The sequence below is a fragment of the Azospirillum brasilense genome, assembly GCF_003349955.1.
Taxonomy (GTDB): Bacteria; Pseudomonadota; Alphaproteobacteria; order Azospirillales; family Azospirillaceae; genus Azospirillum; species Azospirillum brasilense_B.
Genome location: NZ_QLKQ01000018.1, coordinates 53,457 through 74,154, shown reverse-complemented (window position 1 = coordinate 74,154; position 20,698 = coordinate 53,457). Strand labels below are relative to the sequence as shown.

Here is a 20,698-nt window from a genome sequence, read left to right as displayed (position 1 = left end):
TCATGCTCCGCACCCTGATCCTTCTGACGATTCTCGTCACCGCAGGCCCCGCCCTCGCCAACGAGGTCCGCTGCCCGCCCAGCCTGACCGTGCAGGCCCAGCCGGAAGCGCCCGGCGGCTGGTCGCCCTACCCGGCGAAGGACCAGCACGCCTTCGCGGGCGTCACCCTGGTGGAGGGCGACCGGGCGGCGCAGATGGCCGCCCCGGCCCCGACGGGACTGGAACCGGACCGCAGCCTGCGGCGGGGCCGCTCGGAGATCCGGCAATGGGACTTTCCCGCCGCGCGGCGCGACAACGTCTTCCTGATCTGCCGCTACGCCGGGACGCAGGCCACGCTGGCCATCGACCTGCCGCGCACCGTGCGGCGCTGCCAGATCACCGAGGAGACCGACGCGCGGGGCATCGTCCTGGACAAGCCGGCGACGACGCCGCAGTTCCTCTGCCGCTGAACCCTCTGCCGCTGAACCCTCTGCCGCTGACCCTCTGCCGTTTCCGGGTTCGGACGGGCTGGAAATCCATGGCTTCAGCCGCTAGGGTACCCGCCTCGGAACAAGGCCGGAACGCGATTCCGGGACGACAGGCCGGAAGGATGCCGGGGGCGCCCCATGCTGCTGCTCATCGATAATTACGACAGCTTCACCTACAACCTCGTCCATTATCTGGGCGAACTGGGCGCCGAACTGGACGTCCGCCGCAACGACAGCCTGTCGGTGGAGGAGGCCATGGCGCTCCGCCCCGCAGGGATCGTGCTGTCGCCCGGCCCCTGCGACCCGGACAAGGCGGGCATCTGCCTGCCGCTGATCGACGCCGCCGCCAAGGCCGGCGTTCCGCTGATGGGCGTGTGCCTGGGCCATCAGGCCATCGGGCAGGCCTTCGGCGGCACGGTGCTGCGCGCGCCAGTGCCGATGCACGGCAAGGTCGACCGCATGTTCCACCAGGGGCGCGGCGTCCTGAAGGACCTGCCCTCGCCCTTTCGGGCCACCCGCTACCACTCGCTGATCGTCGAGCGGGCCACCCTGCCCGCCTGCCTGGAGGTGACCGGCGAGACGGAGGACGGCCTGATCATGGCGCTGTCCCACCGCGAGCTGCCGATCCACGGCGTGCAGTTCCACCCGGAAAGCATCGAGAGCGAGCACGGGCACAAGATCCTGGAAAACTTCCTGAACACGACCCGCCGGCTGGAGACCGCCGCATGAGCACGCCGTCCGCGCCGCACGGCGACCTGACCGACATGAAGGCCATCCTCGCCAAGGTCGCCGCCGGCAACGCCCTGAACGAGCCGGAGGCTTCGCTGGCCTTCGACATCATCATGTCGGGCAACGCCACCCCGTCGCAGATGGGCGGCTTCCTGATGGCGCTGCGCGTGCGCGGCGAGACGGTGGACGAGATCACCGGGGCCGCCCGCGTCATGCGCGCCAAGGCGATCCCGGTGGAAGCGCCCGAGGGCACCATCGACACCTGCGGCACCGGCGGCGACGGGTCGGGCACCTACAACATCTCCACCGCCGCGGCGGTGGTCATCGCCGCCTGCGGCGTGCCGGTGGCCAAGCACGGCAACCGCGCCATGTCGTCCAAGTCGGGCGCCGCCGACGTGCTGGGCGCGCTGGGCGTCAACCTGGACTGCGACCTGGGTCTGGTGCGCAAGGCCCTGTGGGACGCCCGCATCGGCTTCCTGATGGCGCCGCGCCACCACCTCGCCATGCGCAACGTCGGCCCGACCCGCGTGGAGCTGGGCACCCGCACCATCTTCAACCTGCTGGGACCGCTGTCCAACCCGGCCAGCGCCAAGCGCCAGCTTCTCGGCGTCTACGCGAAGCAGTGGGTGGAGCCGCTGGCCCATGTGCTGAAGCGGCTGGGGTCGGAGGCCGCCTGGATCGTCCACGGCTCCGACGGTCTGGACGAGATCACCACCACCGGCCCGACCACCGTCGCCCAACTCAAGGACGGCGAGGTCACGGTGTTCGAGATCGAGCCGGAGCAGGCCGGCATCTTCCGCGCCCGGCCGGAGCTTCTGAAGGGCGGCGACGCCCATGTGAACGCCGAGGCCATCCGCGCGCTGTTCGACGGCGTCCAGGGCGCCTACCGCGACATCGTTCTGCTGAACGCCGCCGCCGCGCTGCATGTGGCGGGCAAGGCCGGCGACCTGAAGGAGGGCGTCGAGCGGGCCCGCCACGCCATCGACAGCGGTGCCGCCCGCGCCGTGCTCCAGCACCTTGTGTCCATCACCAATTCCTCCGCCACCAACGAACCGGTTGCCGCGCCATGAGCGACGTCCTGACCCGCATCTGCGACGACAAGCGCGCGCTGGTCCAAGCCCGCAAATCCGCCCGCCCGCTGTCCGCGGTGGAGGACGCCGCCCGCAGCGCCGACCCGGCCCGCGGCTTCATCCGCGCCCTGCGCCGCACGGTCGACGGCGGCCGCTACGGCCTGATCGCCGAGATCAAGAAGGCCAGCCCGTCCAAGGGCCTGATCCGTCCGGACTTCGACCCGCCATCGCTGGCCCGCGCCTACCGCGAGGGCGGCGCCACCTGCCTGTCGGTGCTGACCGACGAGCCCTACTTCCAGGGCTGCGACGACTATCTGCTGGCCGCCCGCGCCGCGGTGGACCTGCCGGTGCTGCGCAAGGACTTCATGGTCGATCCTTACCAGATCGCCGAATCCCGCGCGCTCGGCGCCGACTGCATCCTGATCATCATGGCGGCGCTGAGCGACGCGCAGGCCGCGGAGATCGAGGACGCCGCCACCGCCTGGGGCCTGGACGTTCTGGTCGAGGTGCACAACCGCGAGGAGCTGGACCGCGCGCTGGCGCTGAAGACCCCGCTGCTCGGCGTGAACAACCGGAACCTGAAGACGTTGGCGGTGGACATCGCCACGACCGAGGAGCTGGCCGCCCATGTGCCCGCCGACCGCATGTTGGTCGCCGAAAGCGGCCTCTACAGTCCGGCCGACCTGTCGCGCATGGCGGCGGTGGGCGCGCGTTGTTTCCTGGTCGGTGAATCGCTGATGCGGCAGGAGGATGTGACCGCGGCCACCCGCGCCCTGCTCGCCTGACACCAAACAAGAAAGCAATGGGGAGGAGCGACGCCGTGCCGAACGTGACCATTGCCCGTGAAAGCCCGCTCCAGGACGAAGTGGTTCAGCTCATCGAGGAGCTGGACCGCTATCTGGGCGACCTCTACCCGGCCGAGAGCAACCATCTGCTCGACCTGCAATCGCTGGCCAAGCCCGACATCCGCTTCCTGGTCGCCCGGCGGTCGGGAACCGTGGTCGGCTGCGGCGCCGTGCGCATCGACACCGAGGGCGGCTATGGCGAGGTCAAGCGGATGTTCGTCCAGCCGACCGCGCGCGGCGGCCAGATCGGGCGCCGCCTTCTGGAGCGCATCGAGGACGAGGCCCGCGCCGCCGGCCTGTCCCTGTTGCGGCTGGAGACCGGCGTCTATCAGGACGAGGCCATCGCCCTCTACCGCAAGCAGGGCTTTGCCGACCGTGGCCCCTTCGGCCCCTACGGACCGGACCCGCTGAGCCTGTTCATGGAGAAACCCCTATGACCGATCAGCCCGCAAGCGGCTTCACCCATTTCGACGCCGAAGGCCGCGCGGTCATGGTGGACGTGTCCGGCAAGGCGGATACGGAACGCACGGCGACCGCCCGCGGCTCCGTCCTGATGCAGCCGGAAACGCTGGCGCTCATTCTTCAGGGCGGCGTCAAGAAGGGCGACGTCCTGTCGGTGGCCCGGCTGGCCGGCATCATGGGGGCCAAGCGCACGCCGGACCTGATCCCGCTGTGCCACCCGCTGATGCTCACCTCGGTCAAGGTGGACCTGACCTGCGACCCCGAACGCAACGCCGTGGACATCACCGCCACCTGCAAGCTGAGGGGCCAGACCGGCGTGGAGATGGAGGCGCTGACCGCCGTGTCGGTCGCCGCGCTCACCGTCTACGACATGTGCAAGGCGGTGGACCGGGGCATGACCATCACCGAGGTGAAACTGCTGCACAAGGCCGGCGGCAAGAGCGGCGACTGGGGGAGCGCGGTCTGATGCTGCAGGTCGGTGACGCCCGCGCCCGCATCCTCGCCGCCTTCACCGCCCTGCCGGCGGAGACGGTGCCGCTGCCCGACGCGCTGGGGCGCGTCCTCGCCGAGCCCGCCGTCGCCCGCCTGACCCAGCCGCCTTTCGCGGCCGCCGCCATGGACGGCTGGGCCGTCCGCGCCGCCGACATCGCCCCGGCGTCGGCGGATGCGCCGGTCACCCTGCGCCGCATCGGCGAGTCCGCGGCCGGCCACGCCTTCGCCGGATCGGTCGGAGCCGGCGAGGCCGTGCGCATCTTCACCGGCGCGCCCCTGCCCGCCGGGGCCGACGCCGTGGTGATGCAGGAGGATTGCGAGGACGCCGGGGACCGCGTGCGCGTCGGGCGCGCCGTCCCCGTGGGTCGCTTCATCCGCCCGGCCGGGCTGGACTTCACCGCCGGGGAGGAGGTGCTTCCCAAGGGACGGTTGCTGACCGCCCGCGACGTCGCCCTGGCCGCCGCCGCCAACCTGCCCTGGCTGCGCGTCCACCGCCGCCCGCGGGTCGCCGTGCTCGCCACCGGGGACGAGATCGCCCTGCCCGGCGATCCGCTGGGGCCGAGCCAGATCGTCAGCTCCAACGCGCTCGGCCTGTGCGCGCTGGTCAATAGCCAGGGCGGGCTCGCCCACAATCTCGGCGTGGCCAGGGACGATCCGGAGCATCTCGCCGCCATGGCCGCCGGGGCGGCCGGCTGCGACCTGCTGGTGACCACGGGCGGCGCCTCGCAAGGCGAGCACGACCATGTGCGCGACGTGCTGGGCGGGCTGTCGCTGGACTTCTACCGGGTCGCCATGAAGCCCGGCAAACCGTTGATTTTCGGGACGGCGAACGGCGTGCCGCTGCTCGGCCTGCCCGGCAACCCGGTGTCCAGCGGGGTGGCCGCCCTGCTGTTCCTGGTCCCCGTCCTCCGCCGTCTCCAGGGGCTGCCCGCCGAGAACGCCACCCTCCCGGTCCGGCTCGGCGCGCCGCTGAAGGCCAACGACGACCGCACCGATTTCCTGCGCGCCTCCCTATCCACCGGAGCGGACGGCGAACCCGTCGCCACTCCCTTCCCGCGCCAGGACAGCGCGATGATGTCCCGGCTGGCCCGGGCCGATGCCCTGATCGTCCGCGAGCCTCACGCCGCCGCCGCCGCCATCGGCGACCGGGTGACGGTGATCCCGCTCAACGGTGGTGTCCTGTCGCTTTAATCCGTTCCGCGATGCAAATCCCTTCGGGAGTCCTGTCCGTCGATTTGCGATTGATTTCGTTCGTAGGGCTTGACGGGGGTTAAGAACCAAACTAGAACAAGATGGAACGTTTTGCTTTTGTTCCATATCTAGTGCGGAACCGGTCGGGAGGCACAAATGCTCACGCGCAAGCAGCATGAATTGCTGCTTTTCATCAACGAGCGGCTCGGGCAGGGCGGTGTGTCCCCTTCCTTCGACGAAATGAAGGACGCTCTCAACCTGAAGTCCAAGTCGGGCATCCACCGCCTCATCACGGGGCTGGAGGAGCGCGGCTTCATCCGCCGCCTGCCCCACCGCGCCCGCGCGCTGGAAGTGCTGCGCCTGCCGGAGGGGCTTGAGACCGCCCGCACCCGGCCACCGCGCGCCAAGTTCCAGCCCAACGTCATCAAGGGCGACTTCAGCTTCGCGGGGCGCGAGGCGAACCCGGCGTCGGAGTCGGTGCAGTTGCCGCTCTATGGCCGGATCGCCGCGGGCACGCCCATCGAGGCGTTGCGCGACGCTTCCGCCTTCGTGGACGTTCCCGCGGCCATGCTCGGCATGGGCGATCACTACGCGCTGGAAGTCGCCGGCGATTCCATGGTGGAGGCCGGCATCCTCGACCATGACACGGTGGTCATCCAGCGCTGCGACAGCGCGGACAACGGCTCGATCGTCGTCGCCCTGGTCGACGACGCCGAGGTTACGCTGAAGCGCCTGCGCCGCAAGGGCAACACCGTGGCGCTCGAACCGGCCAACGCCGCCTACGAGACCCGCATCTTCGGCGCCGACCGGGTTCGGGTGCAGGGCCGCCTCGTCGGTCTGGTGCGCAAGTACTGACGGCAGGACGCGCCGGGGCGGCGGCTCAGCGCGCCCCGGTCCTTCCATCGGTCAGCGTTCCGCCCGTCGCCCTTCCTCCCATCGTCCACGGGCGGTCGCCGCGCTGCCCCCGGACAGTTTCCACCCGGATGCCCTTGTCCGACAGGGTGAGCGTGTGCGCGCCCTCCCGCCGCAGTTGCCAACGGTCGATGACCAGCGGCGCCCGGCACCCGCGCGACGGGGTCGCGGTCACCACCGCGTCGGCCACCGCGCAATCCTCCGGCAAGGCGTCCGGCTGGCGCAGCAGCGCAACCGTCTTCCCCTGGGCACGGTAGAGGCACCCCAAGGCATCGCAGCGCAACCGCCCGTCCAGGCTCACCCCGGCGAGCGGCCAGACATCCCGACCCGCCTTGTCCTCAGGCTTCTCCATGCCGTCGCGCCGCCTCCAGGTGTTGGCGACCCGGCCGTCGCTGGCGACGGACAGGGTGAGAATCCCCTCCGCGCCGCGCACAGCCATCAGCGCCCCATCCTCCGACACCAGAATGTCGGGCCGTGGCGTGACGGCCGGAGCGACCAGCCCGCCCACCACCGCAAACACACCCAGCCAGCGCCAGCGTCTTGTCCAGATGGCCAGCCACAGCCCGCCCAGCGTGACCGCCGCGATGGCGGCGTCCGGCATGGCCGGCAGGAAGGCGGTGGCGCCGGGCAGCGCCGCGGTCCGCTCCGCCGTTTCGATGACCAGCTGGACGCCCCAGCTCATCGCCGTCACCGCCGGCCCCTCCAGCCCGAAGGGCAGCAGCAGGTAGGAGAGCAGGCTGAAGGGCATGATCCACACCGTCGTGATGGGGATCGCCACCATGTTGGACAGCACGCCGTAGAAGGCGACCTGCTGGAAATGGTAGAGCCCGTAGGGCGTCGTCGCGACCGTCGCCACCACGCTGGAAAAGACGATGCCGCCCAGCGCCATGACGCCCTTGCCGAACCAGCCCATGTCGCGCCGTTGGCGCACCGCCCAAGGGGTGAAGCGCTCGAAGGCGGCGATCAGGGCGACGACCGCCGCGAAGGACATCTGGAAGCTCGGCCCCAGCATCCCCTCCGGATCGTAGAGGACGGTGACGATCCCGGCGAAGGCGACCAGCCTCATGCTGATCGGCGACCGGTCGGCGATCACCGCTCCCATGACCAGACCGGTCATCAGCACCGACCGCAACGTCGGCAAGGGCGCCCCCACCAGCAGCGTGTAGAGGACGGCCGACAGGATGCCGGCCAGCGCCGCGATCTTCTTGATCGGCCAGCGCAGCGCGATCCAGGGAACCAGCGCCAGCAGCGCCCGCACCACCCAGAAGACGATCCCCGCGGCGATGCCCACATGCAGGCCGGAAATGGACAGGAGATGCGCCAGACCGCTGTCGCGGAAGGCGTCCATCATCGGTCCGGGAATCGCCGCCGCGTCGCCGTTCAGCAGGGCGGCGGTGACGCTGGCCTCCGCGGAGCCGGCCACGACGGCACGCACCCGCTCGGCGATGGCGGCGCGCGCCCGCTCGAAGGCCACCGTCACCCGGCGCCAGCCGCCGGGCGGCGGCGCCTCCTGGGCGACGGGGGCGCCCATGACGAAGCCGACCGCGCCGAAGCCTTCGAAATAGGCGCGCCGCTGCAGGTCGAAGGCCCCCGGTTCGGCCGGCGCGGCCGGGGGGTGGAGCATGGCGCGCAGCCGAACCACCGTCCCGGCCTCCGGCGGTGTCACCTTGGCCGGCAGATGCAGGCGGACCCGCTCCGGCGTCGCCTCCGGAGCCAGCCGTTCCACCGTCGGTTCACCGATCATCAAGCGCGTGCCGGTGGGCTGCCGCTCGATCGCCAGCACCCGCCCGGTCAGTTGCACCGGCCCGAGCTGCCGGGTCAGCATCGGTGCCGCCGCCGCCAGGCTGTGGAGTTGCGCCGCGGCGAAGCCCAGAGCGACGCTCAACACCCCCAGCAGCAGAACGGCCGGCGCCAGACGCCGCCGCACCAGCCACAGCAGCGCCAGACAGCCGACCGCGGCGCCCGGCCCCAGCCAGAGCGGCGGCTCGCTCGGCAGGCCGAAATACAGCGCCACGCCCGCCCCGGTCCCCACGGGCAGCCACAGCGCCCAGCGCTCCCGTTCCGCGGCAAGGCACTCCAGAGCCGCAACGAGAAGGCGCACGCCGACGCCACGACGGACAGGACCGGCATCGCCCTTCTCCTCCTCCACCGCCGCCAAACCTTCGGCCATGCCCTCTTCAACCCCGTGGGCCATACTGTCGCCTATGCGCGCAAGGCAAATGCCTCCGGCGCCGTTAATGTGTTACACCACCGCACCACCGCAGTCGCACCGCAGCAGCCACAACGCGGCCGCCGCAGCACTGTAGCAGCGCCGAACCTGGAATTGAGCCACCCATGACCGTCGTCACCCGTTTCGCCCCGTCGCCCACCGGCTTTCTCCACATCGGCGGTGCCCGCACCGCATTGTTCAACTGGCTGTACGCCCGCCGCAACGGCGGCACGTACCTGCTGCGCATCGAGGATACCGACCGCCAGCGCTCGACGGACGCCGCGGTGGACGCCATTCTCGACGGCCTGTCCTGGCTCGGCTTGGACTGGGACGGCGAGGCGGTCAGCCAGTTCGCCCGCAAGGACCGCCACGCCGAGGTGGCGCAGCAGATGCTGGCCGCCGGCCGCGCCTATTACTGCTACGCGAGCCCCGAGGAGCTGGAGGAGATGCGCGCCGCCCAGAAGGCCGCCGGTCAGCCGGTGCGCTACGACGGGCGCTGGCGCGACCGCGACCCGTCCGAGGCGCCGGCCGGCGTGAAGCCGGTGATCCGCCTGAAGGCGCCGCAGCAGGGCGAGACGGTCCTGAAGGACCGCGTCCAGGGCGAGGTGACGGTGCAGAACGCCCAGCTCGACGACCTGATCCTGCTGCGCGCCGATGGCACCCCGACCTATCTGCTGGCGGTGGTGGTGGACGACCATGACATGGGCGTGACCCACGTCATCCGCGGCGACGACCATCTGACCAACACCTTCCGCCAGATTCAGATCTTCAACGCCATGGGCTGGGACCTGCCGGAGTTCGGCCACATCCCGCTGATCCACGGTCCGGACGGCGCCAAGCTGTCGAAGCGCCACGGCGCGCTCGGCGTCGACGCCTACCGCGACATGGGCTACCTGCCGGAGGCGATCCGGAACTACCTGCTGCGGCTCGGCTGGGGACACGGCGACGACGAGATCATCTCCACCGAACAGGCCGTGGAGTGGTTCAACCTGGAGGGCATCGGGCGCTCCCCCTCGCGCTTCGATTTCGCCAAGCTGGAGAACCTGAACGCCCACTACATGCGGCAGGCCGACGACGCCCGCCTCGTGGGTCTGGCCGCCCCGCGGCTGGAGGCCGAGCTTGGCCGCGCGCTGACCGAGTCGGAACGCGACCTGCTGACCCGCGCCATGAACGGGCTGAAGCAGCGCGCCCGCACCGTGGTCGATCTCGCCCAGAGCGCCCGCTTCTACCTCGCCGCCCGTCCGCTGGCGATGGACGAGAAGGCCGCCGCGCTGTTGGACGAGAAGGGCCGCGGTGTCCTGACCGACCTCGCCGGCCGCTTCGAGGCCGAGGCGGACTTCACCGCCGCCGCCCTGGAAGGGCTGGTGCGCGCCTTCGCCGAGGAACGGGGCGAGAAGCTGGGCAAGATCGCCCAGCCGCTGCGCGCCGCGCTCACCGGTTCCACCGTGTCGCCGCCCATCTTCGAGGTGGCCGAGATCCTCGGCCGAGCGGAAACGCTGGCCCGGATGAAGGATGCCGCAACTGCAGCACGGGGATAACTTCCGTGCGTTGATATCCGCCCGGCATAGAACTATGCTGCGCGCATTCGAAAAGGGCGTTAAGCCCCAACCCTAAAGATAAGGACGTGCCGAGATGACCCAAACCGCGGACAAGGCCGATACCTTCACCCTGATCGACAACCGGACTGGCAAGCAGGTCAGCCTGCCCGTGATGAAGGGAAGCACGGGTCCGGACGTGATCGACATCCGCAAGCTCTACGCCGAGACCGGTTGTTTCACCTACGATCCGGGTTTCACTTCGACGGGCAGCTGCGAGTCCAAGATCACCTACATCGACGGTGATGAGGGTGTTCTGCTGCACCGCGGTTACGCCATCGACGACCTTGCCGAGCACGCGACCTTCCCGGAGGTCTGCTTCCTCCTCCTCAACAACCACCTGCCGAACGCCGCCGAGAAGGAAGAGTTCGAGGGCATCCTGCGCGGCCACTCGATGGTGCACGAGCAGCTGACCCGCTTCTACAGCGGCTTCCGCCGCGACGCCCACCCGATGGCGGTTCTCTGCGGCGTCGTCGGCGCGCTGTCGGCCTTCTACCACGACTCGACGGACATCGAGGACCCGGTGCAGCGCAAGATCGCCGCGCACCGCCTGATCGCCAAGATCCCGGCGATCGCCGCGATGGCCTACAAGTACTCGGTCGGCCAGCCGTTCATGTACCCGCGCAACGACCTGTCCTACGCCGAGAACTTCCTCTACATGACCTTCGGCACGCCGTGCGAGCCGTACAAGGTCAACCCGGTCCTGTCCAAGGCCATGGACAAGATCTTCATCCTGCACGCCGACCACGAGCAGAACGCCTCGACCTCGACCGTCCGTCTGGCCGGCTCGTCGGGCGCCAACCCGTTCGCCTGCATCGCCGCCGGCATCGCCTCGCTGTGGGGTCCGGCCCATGGCGGCGCCAACGAGGCCGTGCTGAAGATGCTGGAGGAGATCGGCTCGGTCGATCGCATCCCGGAGATCGTCCGCCGCGCCAAGGACAAGAACGACAACTTCCGCCTGATGGGCTTCGGCCACCGGGTTTACAAGAACTACGACCCGCGCGCCCAGGTCATGCGCAAGACCTGCCATGAGGTTCTGGCCGAGCTGGGCATCAAGGACGAGCCGCTCCTCGACATCGCCATGGAGCTGGAAAAGATCGCCCTCGAAGACCCGTACTTCGTCGAGAAGAAGCTGTACCCGAACGTCGACTTCTACTCGGGCATCATCCTGAAGGCGATGGGCTTCCCGACCAGCATGTTCACCGTGCTGTTCGCCGTGGCGCGCACCGTCGGCTGGATCTCCCAGTGGAAGGAGATGATCGAGGATCCGGTCCAGAAGATCGGCCGTCCGCGTCAGCTCTACACCGGTGCGACCAAGCGGGACTTCATCCCGCTGGCCGAGCGTGGCTAACCGGCCGACAGCACACATCGGGACGGGCGGCTCCGACGGAGCCGCCCGCAGCCCGGCTGCGTTCATCGTTCCGGCACGGCGGGTCCGTCAGGGCCAGCCGGCCGCGAACGACAACAAGCCGCCGCTCTCGCGGCGGCTTCGCCGCATCGTCTTCTATGCGGTGATTGTGGCGATGATCGCCGCGGTGGTGCTGATCTGACCGTTTAGCCCTGGGTGATCGGGATGTGCGGCCCTTCCGCCGCCACACGCTCCATCCATGCGCGCAGCGCCGGATAGCCGGACAGGTCGAACCCACCCTCCTCCGCCACATGCGTATAGGCGTAGAGCGCGATGTCGGCGATGCTGAAGCGGTCGCCCACGAAGAAGCGGCGCTCCGCCAGATGCCTTTCCATGACGCCCAGCGCGTCGTAGCCGAGCCGGCGCTTGGTCACCAGCCCCAGCTTGCGCTCCTCCGTCATCTCCACATGGTGGGTGATCCAGAAGCGCACCGTCGCGACGTTCGGTTCGTGGCTGTACTGCTCGAAGAACATCCATTGCAGAACCCGCGCGCGGCCTTCGCGGTCGTCCGGCAGATAGGGCGTGCCTTCCGCCAGATACCAAAGGATCGCGTTGGATTCCGGCAGATGGCTGCCGTCCTCCAATTGCAGCGTCGGGATGCGCCCGTTCGGATTGCGGGCCAGGAACTCCGGGGTGCGGGTTTCCGCCCGGTCGATGTCCAGCTCGATCCGCTCGTAGGGGATGCCGAGCTTGTGCAGCAGAAGCCGGCACTTGTAGCCGTTTCCGGAAGACAGGTTGTCGTACAGGCGCAGCATGGGGGCGTGTCTCCGCTCCAAATCCATCCGATGGCGGATATAAACACGAAACGGAATCAGGCGCCAGCGCGGCTCTGCGGAAGCGGCAGGCCGAGCCGCTCCAGCCGCGGCCGATCCGCGGCGGCCTCCGCCAGCAACCAAGCCCGGAAGGCGCGGAGCACGCCGCGTCCGCGCCCTTCGGCCGGTGCGGTCAGCACGTAGCGGTCGCCGCAGGGCACCGCCGGCCCGAAGGGGCAGACGAGCCTTCCCGCTTCCAGCGCCTCCAGCACCAGCGACGGGCGCCCCAGCGCGATCCCCTGCCCGGCCATGGCCGCCTGGATCACCATGACCGACTCCGAGAAGCTCAGGCTGCCCGCTCCATCCAGACTGACCCCACTGCCGGCGCGCCACAGACTCCAGTCCGGTGACGCCTGATAATGCAGCAGCGTCTGGCGGGACAGGTCGGGCGGGCCGGACAGCCGTTCGGCCAGCGACGGCGCGCAGACCGGAAACAGCGGCTCTTCCGACAAAAGCGCTCCCTCCGGGCCGGGATCACCGCCGCGCACATAGCGGATGACCGCCCAGCCCGCCTCGGCCTCTGACGCGCGCTCGGTGTTGCCCCCCTCGATGTCCAGCCGCAGGTCGGGCCGGCCGTCCAGGAAGCGCCCCAGCCGCGGCACCAGCCACAGCGCCGCCCAGGTGCGTGGCGCGGCGACGCGCAGCCGTTCCGGTCCTTGTCCGGCGATGCGGTCCCAGCTTTCCTGAACCCGCCCCAGCCCGGCGGTGCAGGCCTGCGCGAGATCCCGTCCGGCGTCCGTCAGGTGAAGCCCCTGCGGGGTGCGGTCGAACAGGCGGACCTTCAGCCGCTTCTCCAGATCGCCCACCTGACGGCTGACCGCCCCATGGGTCAGGCCAAGCTCGTCGGCGGCGCGGGTCATGCTGCCATGCCGGGACGCCGCTTCGAATGCGGCCAGGGCGGTGAAGGGAAGACGCGGCATCGGCGGCGCTGTTGGGTTTCGTTGTGAGGATTTCTCACACCCATGCCCTGCGAAGTCAATTGTGGACCGGGGGAGCGGCGGGCAGGCTTGGGCGCAGACACCGAACCATCCCGGCGCTTCCCATGACCATGACTATGACCTTGTCCATCACCGACATCTCCATTCTCGATGACGGCCGCCTGCGCGCGGAACTGGAAGCTCTTCTGGAGGATGCGGTGAACAGCGGCGCCTCGGTCGGCTATCACGCCCCGTTAGCCCCTCACTGGAAGCGGGCCTTCTGGGATGGCGTAGCCGCCCAGCTCTCCGGTGGCGCTCACCGGCTGCTGATAGCCCGCGGGCCGGACGGAGACTTGCTGGGAAGCGTGCAGTTGACGCTGTGCACCAAGCCCAACGGCGCGCACCGCGCCGAGGTGCAGAAGTTGCTCGTCTTCACCCGCCATCGCCGGACCGGAGTTGCCCGGCGTCTGATGGCGGCGGTGGAGGACACGGCCCGCGCGTTGGGGCGGTCGCTGCTGGTGCTCGACACACTGAAGGGCGACAGCGGCGAGCCCTTCTATGAGGCGACGGGCTGGCGCCGCGCCGGGTTGATCCCCGGCTACACGGTGGAAGCGGACGGCGCCTTCGGCGACACCGTCCTCTTCTACAAGACACTGTGAGGCCGCTTACTTCGTCTCGATCAGCTCGACCTTGTAGCCGTCCGGGTCCTCGATGAAGGCGATCACGGTGGTGCCGTGCTTCATCGGGCCGGGCGGACGCGGAATTTTGACGCCTTCCTTGGCGAGCTGCTCGCAGGTGGCATAGATGTCGGGAACGCCCAGGGCGATGTGGCCGTAGGCGGTGCCGATGGCGTAAGGCTCGGCCTGGTCCCAGTTGTGGGTCAGCTCCAGGACGGCGGTGTCCTTCTCGTCGCCGTAGCCGACGAAGGCCAGCGTGAAGCGCCCGCCCTCGTAATCGTTGCGGCGCAGCAGCTTCATGCCGAGCAGGCGGGTGTAGAAGTCCAGCGACTTCTCCAGATCATAGACCCGGAGCATCGTGTGCAGCAGGCGGAATTGGCTCATGGTCTCGTCTCCCAAGCGGGTTCTTGCGCTCTCGTCTTATCCGGCCTCGTCTTATCCAGCCGGCCGGCGGCAACTTCCAGCACGACCTGGGCGGCGCGTTCGCTGGGCGGCGTTCCGCCCTGCCCCAGCCAGCGCGCCACCTCGACCACCCCATCGATCTGCGCCGCGCGGGCGGCGGGATCGTCGAGCAGGCGGCCCAGTTCGGACGCCAGCCGGTCAGGCCGGCAATCCTCCTGAAGCAGTTCCGGCACCAGCATGCGGTCGAGCATCAGATTGACCAGATTGACGTATTTGACCCGGATCAGCCGCCGGTACAAGGCCACCGTCACCGGGTTGAGGCGGTAGGCGATGACCGTCGGCAGGCGGGCCAGCGCCAATTCCAGCGCCACCGTGCCGGACGCCGCCAGCGCGGCCTCCGCCGCCGCGAAGGCGTCGTACTTCGGAGCGTCGCCCTCGACGAGGATGGCGCGCAACGGCCAGCCCGCCACCTCCGCCGCCACGCGGTCGCGCACCGTCGCCACGGTCGGCACCACGGCGACCAGCCCCGGATGGCTCGGCAGCAAGCGTTCCAAAGTGGCGCGGAAGTCGGGAAGCAGGCGCGACACCTCGCCCTTCCGGCTTCCCGGCAGGACGGCGACGACCCGCGCCTCCGGCGCCAGCCCATGGGCCTCCCGGAAGCGCTGCGCGTCGCCATGCCCGGCGCCGCTCTCCACCACCGAATGGCCGACGAAAGTGCAGGGAAGCCCTTCCTTCTCGAAATAGGGCGGTTCGAAAGGCAGGATGGCCAGCAGATGATCGTAGATCGCAGCGTATTTGGCGGCGCGCTTCGGCTTCCACGCCCAGACGGTCGGCGCCACATAATGGATCAGCGGGATGTCCGGCGCCTGCGCCTTGACCCGCTTGGACACCCGCACCGTGAAGCCCGGCGAATCGATGCCCACCACCGCGTCGGGCCGCAGCCGCAGGATGTCCGACACCGTCTGGTCGATGCGGCGCAGCAGGTTGGGCAGATGGGGCAGCAGTTCGAACACGCCGAACAGAGTCAGCTCGCCCATTGGGAAAAGGCTCTCCAGCCCCTCCGCGACCATCTTCTCGCCACCGATTCCGGCGAAGCGCACCCGCCCGCCGGTCAGCCGCTTGCAGGCGGCCATCAGCCGCGCGCCCAGCGCGTCGCCGGAGGGTTCCCCGGCGATCAGGAAAATCAACGGATCGCTCACGATCGGGCCTCCGGCGCAACGGCGATGCCGACCACGAAGAGGCCCAGTCGGTCGGCGGCTTCGGCCACCGCCGCGCGGTCGACCAGCAGGCTGCCGCCCGCCTCGACCGCGATGCCGCGCAGACCGGCGCGGGCGGCGTTCTCCACCGTCGTCACCCCCATGGTGGGAAGATCGAGGCGGCGGTCCTGCTGCGGCTTCTTCACCTTGACCAGCACGCCGCCCGACCCCGGTCGCGCCAGCCCGGCACAGCGGGCCAGCATGGCGTCGGTGCCCTCGATGGCCTCGACGGCGAGCACGATCCCCTGCTGCACCACGGCGCCCTGCCCGACGTCGAGCGCGCCGAGCGCGCGGGCGACCTCGACGGCGCGGGCGATGTCGCGCTCCGCTTCGGCGTCCGGACGCAGCCGGCCCACCGGCCCCGCCGGGGTCAGAATCCCGCCCAGGAGCTCATGCAAACCAACGACGCGGAACCCCTCGCCTTCGAGTTCGCGCGCGACGGAGCGCAGCAGCCCGTCGTCGCCGAGCGCGCGGGTGCCGACCTTGGCGAGGAACTTGGTGGTGTACCAGTCGGGAAGAAGTTCGGTGAAGGAGGGCCGGCGCACCGGTCCGGCGAAGACCAGCTCCGCAACCTTTTCCTTCTTCAACCGGTCGATGATGCTGCCGGCGGCGCCGAAGCGGCTCCACAGATGGGGAAGGCCCACAACGGTGGCGGGGTCGGTGTGGCCGTCGAAGGCGACGACGAAGACCTCGCGCCCCTGGCCGCGCACCGCGGCGGCGATGCGGGCCGGCAGAGTGCCGCCGCCCGCCAGGATGCCGAGCTTGGGAAGAGGCTGCGACATGGCCGGGACTCTCCCAGGAAAACAGAACAAAAAACGGAGTGCGGGCGGCTCCTCAGCCCTCGCGCGGCTGGCAGAGCGACCGGGAGGCGCGCGCGAAGGTCAGCACGTCGGCGACCAGAGTCTGCTGCCCCATGTCGCGCCCAACCTCCTCCATGCGCTCAGCGAAGGTGCCCTCGTTGCCGAACAGCAGGCGATAGGCGGCGCGCAGAGCATGGATCTCGTCCTTCTGGAAGCCGCGACGCTCCAGCCCGACGAGGTTCAGGCCGGCCAGACGGGCGCGGTCGCCCATGACGAGGCCATAGGGAATCACGTCCTTTTCCACGCCGGACATGCCGCCAATCATGGCGTGCGAGCCGATGCGGACAAACTGGCGGACCGCCGACAACCCGCCGATGGTCACGAAATCGCCCAGATGGACATGGCCGGCCAGGGTGGCGTTGTTCGCCAGAACCGCGTTGTTGCCGACGACGCAATCGTGGGCAACATGGACACCGACCATGAACAGCCCGTTGTCGCCGACCCGCGTGACCATGCCGCCGCCCTCGGTACCGGGGCTCATGGTGACATGCTCGCGGATCTGGTTGTTGCGCCCGATGATCAGTTCGGACGGCTCGCCCTTGAACTTCAGGTCCTGCGGACGGTGGCCGATGGACGCGAAGGGGTAGATGACCGAATCCTCGCCGATGCGCGTGCGGCCCTCGACCACCACATGAGAGGTCAGCCGCACACGGTCGCCGAGTTCGACATCCGGCCCGACCACACAAAACGGACCGATGGAAACGTCTTCGCCCAGCCTGGCGGCCGGATCGACGACCGCCGTCGGGTGAATGGAAACGCTCATTTCTCGTCCAGGATCATGGCGGAATAGACGGCTTCGGCGACCAGGACACCGTTGACCTTGGCCTCGCCCTTGAACTTCCACACGTTGGCGCGCTGGCGCTGCTTGCTCACATGGATGTGGATGGTGTCGCCGGGCGTGACCGGACGGCGGAAGCGCGCCTCGTCCACGGTCATGAAATAGACCAGCTTGCCCTCGGACTCCTTGCCCAGCGTGGCGACCACCAGCACGGCGGAGGTCTGCGCCATCGCCTCGATGATCATCACGCCCGGCATCACCGGCCGCGAGGGGAAGTGACCCTGGAAGAACGGCTCGTTGATGGTGACGTTCTTCACGCCGGTGGCGCTTTCGCCCAGCGTGATGTCGATCACCCGGTCGATCATCAGAATCGGATAGCGATGCGGGATCATTTCCATGATCCGCATGATGTCGAGGTCGGCTATCTTCTTGTTGTCCGCCGTCACATCCATGGTCCGGCCGCCCGCCTTTCAAAATCCACGAAAACGTCCCGCGCCGCGCCTGCGGCGGCCCGGGACGCAGCCCCTTGTGCCCCATTTCCGGGGATTTGGCAATCCCGACGCCGCCGGGTTTCCAGCCCCCCTCGCGTCCGACGCAAGCGAAAACCGCCACGCCTCCCCGAGGAAGCGTGGCGGCTCATCCGCAGACGCATGCGGCCGCTCGCGCCTTACTGTTTGGGAACGGTCAGCGCGACCTGGGGCAGCTTCTTGTTCACCCGCTCCAGCACCACGTCGGTGACGTCGAGCTGGGTGTCGACCAGCACGAATTGCTGGCGGGCGAGAACCAGGTTGGCGCCGCGCTCGCGCGCGACGTCGGCCACGATCTCGACCATGTTCTTATGGACGACGGCCATCGCCTCGTTCAGCGCATTCTCCAGGACACGCTTGCGGCTCTGCACCGTCTTCTGGACCTCGCCGACCTGCTTCTCGAAGTCGCGGCGCTTGTTGGCCAGGGCGTCGGGAGCCAGCACGGTCTGCTGCTTGCGCAGTTCCTCCTCGGACTTGCGCAGCTTGTCTTCCAGTGAGGCGATTTCCTTCTGGTAGGTCTCGCGCAGCGATTCGAAGGACTTCGACACGCCCTTGGAGGCGTTCGATTCCTGCATGATCTTCTGGACGTCGACCACCGCGATGACCGGCGCCTTGAGGTTGTCGGTCGGCTTGTCCTCGGCGAAGGACGGCGTCGCCATCGCGACACCCGCCATCACCGCACCGGCGGCGACCAGCGCCCTGAGCTTGCTGAGCTGCATGTTAGAACCTGGTTCCAAAGCTGAAACGGAAGATCTCTTTCTTGTCGTAATCTTCCTTGATAATCGGGACCGCAAAGTCAAGGCGGATCGGCCCGAAGGGGGACCGCCAGGACAAGCCGGTGCCGACCGACAGGCGGATCGATTCGTCGTCCGGGACCAGCGGGTCGTTGATGTCGACCTTGCCCAGCGTGCCAACGTCGGAGAAGGCATGGCCCTTCAGCCCGAATTCCTCGGGCAGGCCGACCGGGAAGCTCATCTCCACCGAAGCGCGGTAGTAGCGGGTGCCGCCCAGGGCGTCACCGGTGCGCAGGTCGCGCGGGCCGATGCCGGCGGTGTTGAAGCCGCGCAGCGTATCGCCGCCGATGAAGAAGCGGTCGGACAGGAAGACGTCCTTGCCGATGCCGACGATGTAGCCGACCTCGCCCGTGGTGCTGAGCACCCAGTTGTCGTCGAACAGCGGCAGGTAATAGCCGGCGCCGAGACGGTTGCGCAGGAAGCGGGCGTTGCCGCCCACGCCGGCGAAATCGTTCGTCAGGCGGATGTAGTAGCCTTCCGTCGGAGTCAGGCGGCTGTTGCGGCGGTCGTAGGTCAGCTCCTGCCCGATCAGCGACGTCGTGCGCGCGCCCTTCTGGTCCTGAATGTAGCGGGACGCCGAGCTGGGGACGCTGGTGATGTCGGTGTTCTGGAGCTGGTAATAGATGCGCTGGCGCAGGTTCTCGGTCAGCGGATAGCCCATGCGCAGGGCCATGCCGGTGCTCTTCTCGTCGAAGGAGCTTTCGTCCTGGTAGTCGCGGGTGATGCGGAACAGGTCGAAACCGGCGGACAGGTCGCGGTCGAGGAAATAGGGCTCCGTGAAGGAGACGTCGTATTCCTGGCGGCTGCCCGACACGGTGGCGCCGAAGCGCAGGTCCTGGCCGCGGCCCAGCAGGTTGCGCTCGCGGATCGAGAAGTCGGCCAGCGGACCGTCGGAGGTCGAGTAGCCGGCGCCGATGGAGATTTCACCGGTGGACTGCTCGGTCACCTCGACGTTCATCACGGTACGGTCGGGCGCCGAGCCTTCCGCGGTGGTGATGTTGACGCGTTCGAAATAGCCCAGATCCTTGATGCGCTGCTCGGAGCGGCGCAGCTTGGTCGTGCTGAACGGGTCGCCTTCGGACAGCAGCATCTCGCGCCGGACCACCTTGTCCAGCGTGCGGACGTTGCCGGTCACGTCGATGCGCTCCACGAAGACGCGCGGCCCCTCGACGATGTCGTAGACGATGTCGATGGTCTGGTTCTCGCGGTTGCGCGAGATGCGCGGCCGGACGTCCACGAAGGCGTACTGCAGGTCGCCGACCGAGTTGGACAGCTTGGTGATGGTGTTCTCCACCTCCTGCGCGTTGTACCAGTCGCCCTCGCGCGTGGTCAGCACGCTGCGCAGCTGTTCCGGGTCCAACGCCTTCAGCGAGGTGCTGATGTCCATCTTGCCGAACTTGTAGCGCTCGCCCTCGTCCACCGTGAAGGTGATGACGAAGTCCTCGCGGTCCGGCGTCAGCTCCGCCACGGCGGAAACGACGCGGAAGTCGGCGTAGCCTTCCTTGAGGTAATAGCGGCGCAGCAGGTCGCGGTCGTAGTTCAGACGGTCCGGATCGTAGTTGTCGTCCGACGTCATGAAGCGCCACCAGGCGCTTTCCCGCGTCTGGATCGCCTCGCGCAGCGTCCCGTCGGAGAACTTCTCGTTGCCGATGAAGGTGATGCTGCGCACGCCGGTGCGCACGCCCTCGTTGATCTCGAACACCAGATCGACGCGGTTCTGGTCGAGCTGGATGATCTTCGGCTCGACGGTCGCGGCGAAGCGGCCCTGGCGGCGGTAGATGTCCAGGATGCGCTGCACGTCGCTCTGGACGCGCGTGCGGGTGTAGACGACGCGGGGACGGAGCTGGATTTCCTTCTCCAGGTTCTCCTTCTCGATGCGCCGGTTCCCCTCGAAGGCGATGCGGTTGATGATCGGATTTTCCGCCACCTGCACCACCAGCGCGTCGCCGTCGCGCTTCAGCACGACGTCGGCGAACAGGCCCGTGTTGAACAGGGCCTTCAGCGACTGGTCGATGCGGTCGGGATCGAAGGGATCGCCGGGCGCAACCGCGAGGTAGGAGCGGACCGTCGTCGGCTCGATGCGCTGGACGCCCTCCACCCGGATGTCCCGGATGGTGCCGCCCGAGAACATCTGCGCCACCAGCGTCCCGTCTCCGAAGGCGGCGGATTTCGCCGCACCCGGATTGGGCGCGCCCGCCTGGGCCCAGGCTGCGTGGGAAAGGGCAAGAGAAACCGTCGTCATGGCGCAACCGGCCATCAGGCCGAACGCCAGAACCCTGCTCGACACCCGCAAAG

22 protein-coding genes are annotated in these 20,698 nt (G+C 68.9%); 12 read left to right on the top strand and 10 right to left on the bottom strand.

Annotation, left to right across the window (positions count from 1 at the left end):
* Positions 1-2 precede the first annotated feature (2 nt).
* The 8 genes from DXK32_RS10725 to lexA all read left to right on the top strand — a co-directional run bounded on the left by DXK32_RS10725 (position 3) and on the right by lexA (position 6,111).
* Positions 3-449, top strand: a complete 447-nt coding sequence (locus DXK32_RS10725; protein ID WP_114858487.1) for an STY0301 family protein — start codon at positions 3-5, stop codon at positions 447-449.
* 156 nt (positions 450-605) lie between these two features.
* Positions 606-1,196: an anthranilate synthase component II gene (locus tag DXK32_RS10720; protein ID WP_114858486.1), complete on the top strand. Its 591-nt coding sequence runs from the start codon at positions 606-608 to the stop codon at positions 1,194-1,196.
* On the top strand, positions 1,193-2,266 hold the full coding sequence (gene trpD, locus DXK32_RS10715; RefSeq protein ID WP_114858485.1) for an anthranilate phosphoribosyltransferase: 1,074 nt from the start codon (positions 1,193-1,195) through the stop codon (positions 2,264-2,266). The genes DXK32_RS10720 and trpD overlap by 4 nt, the downstream gene beginning before the upstream one ends.
* Entirely contained in the window at positions 2,263-3,051 is a 789-nt protein-coding gene (trpC, locus tag DXK32_RS10710; RefSeq protein ID WP_114858484.1) for an indole-3-glycerol phosphate synthase TrpC, read from the top strand. Before trpD ends, trpC begins: the two co-directional genes overlap by 4 nt.
* 35 nt (positions 3,052-3,086) lie before the next feature.
* Positions 3,087-3,548: a GNAT family N-acetyltransferase gene (locus tag DXK32_RS10705; protein WP_114858483.1), complete on the top strand. Its 462-nt coding sequence runs from the start codon at positions 3,087-3,089 to the stop codon at positions 3,546-3,548.
* Positions 3,545-4,039: a cyclic pyranopterin monophosphate synthase MoaC gene (gene moaC, locus DXK32_RS10700; RefSeq protein ID WP_114858482.1), complete on the top strand. Its 495-nt coding sequence runs from the start codon at positions 3,545-3,547 to the stop codon at positions 4,037-4,039. Before DXK32_RS10705 ends, moaC begins: the two co-directional genes overlap by 4 nt.
* Entirely contained in the window at positions 4,039-5,256 is a 1,218-nt protein-coding gene (locus DXK32_RS10695; protein ID WP_114858481.1) for a molybdopterin molybdotransferase MoeA, read from the top strand. The genes moaC and DXK32_RS10695 overlap by 1 nt, the downstream gene beginning before the upstream one ends.
* Before the next feature lie 156 nt (positions 5,257-5,412).
* Entirely contained in the window at positions 5,413-6,111 is a 699-nt protein-coding gene (gene lexA, locus DXK32_RS10690) for a transcriptional repressor LexA (protein WP_114858480.1), read from the top strand.
* 25 nt (positions 6,112-6,136) lie between these two features.
* On the opposite strand, the gene DXK32_RS10685 is transcribed toward lexA, so the two are convergent.
* Entirely contained in the window at positions 6,137-8,338 is a 2,202-nt protein-coding gene (locus DXK32_RS10685) for a ComEC/Rec2 family competence protein (RefSeq protein ID WP_114858479.1), read from the bottom strand.
* 164 nt (positions 8,339-8,502) lie between these two features.
* Between DXK32_RS10685 and gltX the strand changes: the two genes are divergently transcribed.
* The 3 genes from gltX to DXK32_RS10670 all read left to right on the top strand — a co-directional run bounded on the left by gltX (position 8,503) and on the right by DXK32_RS10670 (position 11,522).
* Positions 8,503-9,915 carry a glutamate--tRNA ligase gene (gene gltX / locus DXK32_RS10680; protein ID WP_114858478.1) on the top strand — a complete coding sequence of 471 codons (1,413 nt, stop codon included), beginning with the start codon at positions 8,503-8,505 and terminating at the stop codon, positions 9,913-9,915.
* Between the two features lie 94 nt (positions 9,916-10,009).
* Positions 10,010-11,323, top strand: a complete 1,314-nt coding sequence (gene gltA / locus DXK32_RS10675; RefSeq protein WP_038528311.1) for a citrate synthase — start codon at positions 10,010-10,012, stop codon at positions 11,321-11,323.
* Positions 11,316-11,522, top strand: coding sequence for a hypothetical protein (locus tag DXK32_RS10670; RefSeq protein WP_014240168.1), 207 nt, complete (start codon positions 11,316-11,318; stop codon positions 11,520-11,522). Before gltA ends, DXK32_RS10670 begins: the two co-directional genes overlap by 8 nt.
* Before the next feature lie 4 nt (positions 11,523-11,526).
* Here DXK32_RS10670 and DXK32_RS10665 read toward each other — a convergent pair whose 3' ends face one another.
* Positions 11,527-12,135 carry a glutathione S-transferase family protein gene (locus DXK32_RS10665; RefSeq protein ID WP_114858477.1) on the bottom strand — a complete coding sequence of 203 codons (609 nt, stop codon included), beginning with the start codon at positions 12,133-12,135 and terminating at the stop codon, positions 11,527-11,529.
* Positions 12,136-12,191: 56 nt separating this feature from the next.
* A complete protein-coding gene (locus tag DXK32_RS10660; RefSeq protein ID WP_114858476.1) occupies positions 12,192-13,112 on the bottom strand; it encodes a LysR substrate-binding domain-containing protein in 921 nt (306 codons plus the stop codon).
* 122 nt (positions 13,113-13,234) lie between these two features.
* Here DXK32_RS10660 and DXK32_RS10655 point away from each other — a divergent pair, with 122 nt between their 5' ends.
* Positions 13,235-13,768, top strand: a complete 534-nt coding sequence (locus tag DXK32_RS10655) for a GNAT family N-acetyltransferase (protein ID WP_114858475.1) — start codon at positions 13,235-13,237, stop codon at positions 13,766-13,768.
* A 6-nt stretch (positions 13,769-13,774) separates the two neighbouring features.
* Here the strand turns inward: DXK32_RS10655 and gloA are convergent, their stop codons facing one another.
* The 7 genes from gloA to bamA form a co-directional block, all read right to left on the bottom strand.
* Positions 13,775-14,170: a lactoylglutathione lyase gene (gene gloA / locus DXK32_RS10650; protein WP_014240164.1), complete on the bottom strand. Its 396-nt coding sequence runs from the start codon at positions 14,168-14,170 to the stop codon at positions 13,775-13,777.
* Positions 14,167-15,387, bottom strand: coding sequence for a lipid-A-disaccharide synthase (gene lpxB / locus DXK32_RS10645; RefSeq protein ID WP_114858474.1), 1,221 nt, complete (start codon positions 15,385-15,387; stop codon positions 14,167-14,169). Before lpxB ends, gloA begins: the two co-directional genes overlap by 4 nt.
* Positions 15,384-16,226 (bottom strand): LpxI family protein, encoded by an 843-nt coding sequence (locus DXK32_RS10640; RefSeq protein WP_114858473.1) that lies wholly within the window; start codon positions 16,224-16,226, stop codon positions 15,384-15,386. The genes lpxB and DXK32_RS10640 overlap by 4 nt, the downstream gene beginning before the upstream one ends.
* Positions 16,227-16,278: 52 nt before the next feature.
* Positions 16,279-17,067: an acyl-ACP--UDP-N-acetylglucosamine O-acyltransferase gene (gene lpxA / locus DXK32_RS10635; RefSeq protein ID WP_114858472.1), complete on the bottom strand. Its 789-nt coding sequence runs from the start codon at positions 17,065-17,067 to the stop codon at positions 16,279-16,281.
* Positions 17,064-17,534 carry a 3-hydroxyacyl-ACP dehydratase FabZ gene (gene fabZ / locus DXK32_RS10630; RefSeq protein WP_014240160.1) on the bottom strand — a complete coding sequence of 157 codons (471 nt, stop codon included), beginning with the start codon at positions 17,532-17,534 and terminating at the stop codon, positions 17,064-17,066. Before fabZ ends, lpxA begins: the two co-directional genes overlap by 4 nt.
* A 215-nt stretch (positions 17,535-17,749) precedes the next feature.
* Positions 17,750-18,328, bottom strand: coding sequence for an OmpH family outer membrane protein (locus tag DXK32_RS10625; protein ID WP_114858471.1), 579 nt, complete (start codon positions 18,326-18,328; stop codon positions 17,750-17,752).
* 1 nt (position 18,329) lies between these two features.
* Positions 18,330-20,696: an outer membrane protein assembly factor BamA gene (bamA, locus tag DXK32_RS10620; protein ID WP_114858470.1), complete on the bottom strand. Its 2,367-nt coding sequence runs from the start codon at positions 20,694-20,696 to the stop codon at positions 18,330-18,332.
* Positions 20,697-20,698 lie beyond the last annotated feature (2 nt).